Origin of the sequence: Micromonospora arida (genome assembly GCF_003857035.1) — a bacterium.
Taxonomy (GTDB): domain Bacteria; phylum Actinomycetota; class Actinomycetes; order Mycobacteriales; family Micromonosporaceae; genus Micromonospora; species Micromonospora arida.
The window spans coordinates 1-3,786 of sequence record NZ_QGSY01000151.1; the positions used below are offsets into that span (position 1 = coordinate 1).

A 3,786-nucleotide genomic window follows, 5' to 3' on the forward strand; every position below is an offset into this window, starting at 1 on the left:
GCGCCAGCGGGTGGGGTTGTCGAGGACGGGCCAGCCCGTTTCGCGTAGCCGGGTCACCGCGTGCAGCCAGCGTTGGCGGGGGCCGAAGGTGGCGTACGGGGCGGCGGCCTGCCAGGCGTCGTCCAGGGCGCGGATCAGCGCGTGCACCGGCTCACCGGGAACGTTGCGGTGGATCAGCGCCTTGGGCAGCCGCTCGGCCAGCTCGGCGGGGCTGCCCAGCGTGGTGAGCTTCGCGGCCAGGGTCAGCGTCCGAGGGCCGTCGGCGTCGATCAGCAGCCAACTGGCGAGCCGCCCCAACTCGTCACACGTGCCCTCGACGAGCACTCCGCCGGATGCGAGCGCGGCGGTCATCGTCTGCCAGGCTTCGGCCACCTCGCTCTCGTCGTACTGTCGCAGCACGTTGAACGCGCGGACCAGCACCGGCCGGAGCCCGGCCAACTCGAACCCACCCCGGGCGAACGTCAGCCCGGGTGGGTCGGCGGCCGGCGCCGCGGCCGCCACCCGGGCCGCGTCGATCTCCAACCCGACCAGCCGTACGTCCGGACGAACCCCGGCCGCCAGCCGAGCGCGCAACTCCACAGCCGTCACCGGGGTGGCGCCGTAGCCGAGGTCGACCACCAGGGGGTCGTCCGCCGCCAACAGCCGGTCGGCGCAGGTGGCGACGATCCAGTTGTCCACCCGACGGAGCCGGTTCGGGTTCGTCGTGCCGCGCGTGACCACGCCGAACGGCCGGCGCCGCGCCGCAGGGCTCATGTCGACCTCCGGGCCAATCTCCGTTCGCGACTGCGGGGCTCGAAAACCCGGCTCACTTCTCGCTAGACCCGGTGCACCTTGTGCTGGGCGGCCTGTGCCCGGGGCCGGACCACCAGCCGGTCGATGTTGACGTGCTCGGGGCGGGTGGCGCACCAGGCGATGCAGTCGGCGACGTCCTCGGCGACCAGCGGCCCCGGCACCCCGGCGTAGACAGCGGCGGCCCGTTCCTCGTCGCCCTCGAAGCGGACCAGCCCGAACTCGTCGGTCTTCACCATGCCCGGGTCGATCTCGATGACCCGCAGCGGCCGGCCACACAACTCCAGCCGGAGCGTGCCGGCGATGGCGGTCTGCGCGTGCTTCGCGGCGGTGTAGCCACCCCCGCCCTCGTACACGGTCAGGCCGGCGGTGGAGGAGACCACCACGATGGTGCCGGAGCCGGAGGCTTCCAGCGCCGGCAGCAGCGCCTGGGTGACCCGCAGGGTGCCGAGCACGTTCACGTCGTACATCCACTGCCAGTCGGCGACCGAGCCGGACTCCACCGGGTCCAGCCCACGCGCTCCGCCGGCGTTGTTGACCAGCAGGGTGACCGGCCCGGGTGCCTGGGCGGCGGCCTCGGCCAGCCGGGCCACCGACTCGTCCGAGGTGATGTCGCAGGTCACGGCGGTGGCCTGCCCGCCGGCGGCGGTGATCTCGGCGACCAGTTCGGTGAGCCGTTCGGCGCGGCGGGCGGCAGCGAGCACGTGGAAGCCCTCGGCGGCGAGCCGGCGGGTGGTGGCCGCGCCGATCCCGCTGGACGCTCCGGTGACGATGGCGACTGAGGTCATCCCGACATTGTCACAGCGGGCGTACGAGCCGCCCCGACCGGGCGTACGGCAGCAGTCGGCGGGCGTTCGGTGATGAGGTCCGTCACCCCGGGGGGCCGCGCCGGGGAATTTCCGAAGCCCGATGGGGAAGATGACATCCGGCGTACAGGTTGACCGAGAAGCGCCGGTCGTGCGAGACGGCATCAACCGTGATGAAGGAGCGGATGTGGCGGAAATGCACACCGGTGTCGGGCGTCAGCGAGGTGCCCAACCGTGGCCCCGGCCTCGCCGCATCGCCACCCTTTCGGTACACACCTCCCCCCTGCACCAGCCCGGCACGGGTGATGCCGGCGGAATGAACGTCTACATCCTCGAAGTCGCCCGGCGTCTCGCCGAGGCCAACGTGGAGGTGGAGATCTTCACCCGGGCCACCTCCGGTGACCTCCCCCCGGTGGTCGAGATGGCGCCCGGCGTGCAGGTCCGACACATCACCTCCGGCCCCCTGGAGGGTCTCACCAAGGAAGAGCTGCCCGGTCAGCTCTGCGCCTTCACCGCCGGCGTGCTGCGCGCCGAGGCGTCCCGTCCGCCCGGCCACTACGACCTGATCCACTCCCACTACTGGCTCTCCGGCCAGGTCGGTTGGCTGGCCAAGGAACGCTGGGGGGTGCCGCTGGTGCACACCGCGCACACCCTGGCGAAGGTCAAGAACGCCCAACTCGCGGCCGGTGACCGGCCGGAGCCCAAGGCTCGGGTCATCGGCGAGGAGCAGGTCGTCGCCGAGGCGGACCGGCTGGTCGCCAACACCCGGGTCGAGGCCAGCGACCTGCTCGACCGGTACGACGCCGACCCGACCCGGGTGTCCGTCGTACAGCCGGGCGTCGACCTGGCCCGGTTCCGGCCCGCGCCGGGTGACAGGTCCGCGGCCGCCCGCCAGGCCCGCCGTCGGCTGGGGCTTCCAGTCGACGGGTACGTGGTTGCCTTCGTCGGTCGGATCCAGCCGCTCAAGGCCCCCGACGTGCTGATCCGCGCGATCGCCGCGTTGCGGGAGCGCGATCCGGCGCTGGCCGACCAGGTGACCGTGGTGATCTGCGGCGGGCCCAGCGGCAGTGGGCTGGACCGGCCGACCGCCCTGATCGAGTTGGCCGCCAAGCTCGGGGTCAGCGACGGGGTGCGGTTCCTGCCGCCGCTCACCGGGGACGACCTTCCGGCCCTGTACCGGGCGGCGGACCTGGTCGCGGTGCCGTCGCACAACGAATCGTTCGGGCTGGTCGCCCTGGAGGCGCAGGCCTGCGGTACGCCGGTGCTGGCCGCCGCCGTCGGAGGGCTGGTCACCGCCGTCCGGGACCAGGTCAGTGGCGTACTCATCGACGGGCACGACCCGGTCGACTGGGCCCGTGCGATGGGCAGCCTGCTGCCGAACCGGGCGCTGCGGTCGGTGCTGGCCCGAGGTGCCGAGCAGCACGCCCGGCACTTCTCCTGGGACCGTACAGTCGCCGGTCTGCTCAGGGTCTACGGCGAGGCGATCGCCGGGCACCGCGCGCGGCTCGCGGCCGACCTCGCGGGTGACCCGGCGCTCTCCTGCTCATGGTGACCCGCGCCTGCTCGTGGTGACCCGCGGCCCGTCGTCACCCGGTGCGCGAGCCCGGTCGGTCGTAGAGTGGGTCCGGTGAGCCCGAAGAGCGATCTTGCGACCCTGATCGAGTCGGTCTGCGCCGAGCGGGACCTGGCCTGGGAGTCGACCGGCCCCGGCTCGTACGCGGTGACGCTGCCGGGCACCCACAAGCTCAAGACGATCTGCAACCTGATCGTCGGCGAGCACGCGCTGCGGATCGAGGCGTTCGTGATGCGCCAGCCGGACGAGCGCCGCGAGGAGCTGTGGGCCTGGCTGTTGCAGCGCAATGCCCGGATGTACGGCGTCTCCTTCTCCACCGACGCCGTCGGCGACGTGTACCTGACCGGTCGGGTCAACCCGGCCGGCGTGGACGCCGACGAGTTGGACCGCCTGTTCGGCGCGGTGCTCACGTACGCCGACGAGTCGTTCGACACGATGCTGGAGATCGGCTTCGGCAGTTCGATCCGACGCGAGTACGAGTGGCGGGTTAAGCGGGGCGAGTCGACCGCCAACCTGGCCGCCTTCGCCCACCTCTTCGAGCCCTCCGGCGCCGGCACCGACCCAACCTGACCCACACCACCGCGCCCGCCCTGCGCGCCGCGGCCGCCCTGCGCGCAG

Annotated in this window: 4 protein-coding genes; 2 read left to right on the plus strand and 2 right to left on the minus strand. The window is 72.8% G+C overall.

What is annotated here, in order from left to right; genetic code table 11:
* Both DLJ58_RS10840 and DLJ58_RS10845 read right to left on the minus strand, forming a co-directional pair.
* The coding region (locus tag DLJ58_RS10840) for a class I SAM-dependent methyltransferase (RefSeq protein WP_124855409.1) at nt 1-753 on the minus strand (753 nt) is incomplete at its 3' end.
* Between the two features lie 62 nt (nt 754-815).
* Nucleotides 816-1,577 carry an SDR family oxidoreductase gene (locus DLJ58_RS10845; RefSeq protein WP_124855412.1) on the minus strand — a complete coding sequence of 254 codons (762 nt, stop codon included), beginning with the start codon at nt 1,575-1,577 and terminating at the stop codon, nt 816-818.
* 205 nt (nt 1,578-1,782) lie between these two features.
* Here DLJ58_RS10845 and mshA point away from each other — a divergent pair, with 205 nt between their 5' ends.
* Both mshA and DLJ58_RS10855 read left to right on the plus strand, forming a co-directional pair.
* Nucleotides 1,783-3,147, plus strand: a complete 1,365-nt coding sequence (gene mshA / locus DLJ58_RS10850) for a D-inositol-3-phosphate glycosyltransferase (RefSeq protein WP_124855414.1) — start codon at nt 1,783-1,785, stop codon at nt 3,145-3,147.
* A gap of 75 nt (nt 3,148-3,222) precedes the next feature.
* Nucleotides 3,223-3,738 carry a type III secretion system chaperone family protein gene (locus DLJ58_RS10855; RefSeq protein WP_124855417.1) on the plus strand — a complete coding sequence of 172 codons (516 nt, stop codon included), beginning with the start codon at nt 3,223-3,225 and terminating at the stop codon, nt 3,736-3,738.
* Nucleotides 3,739-3,786 lie beyond the last annotated feature (48 nt).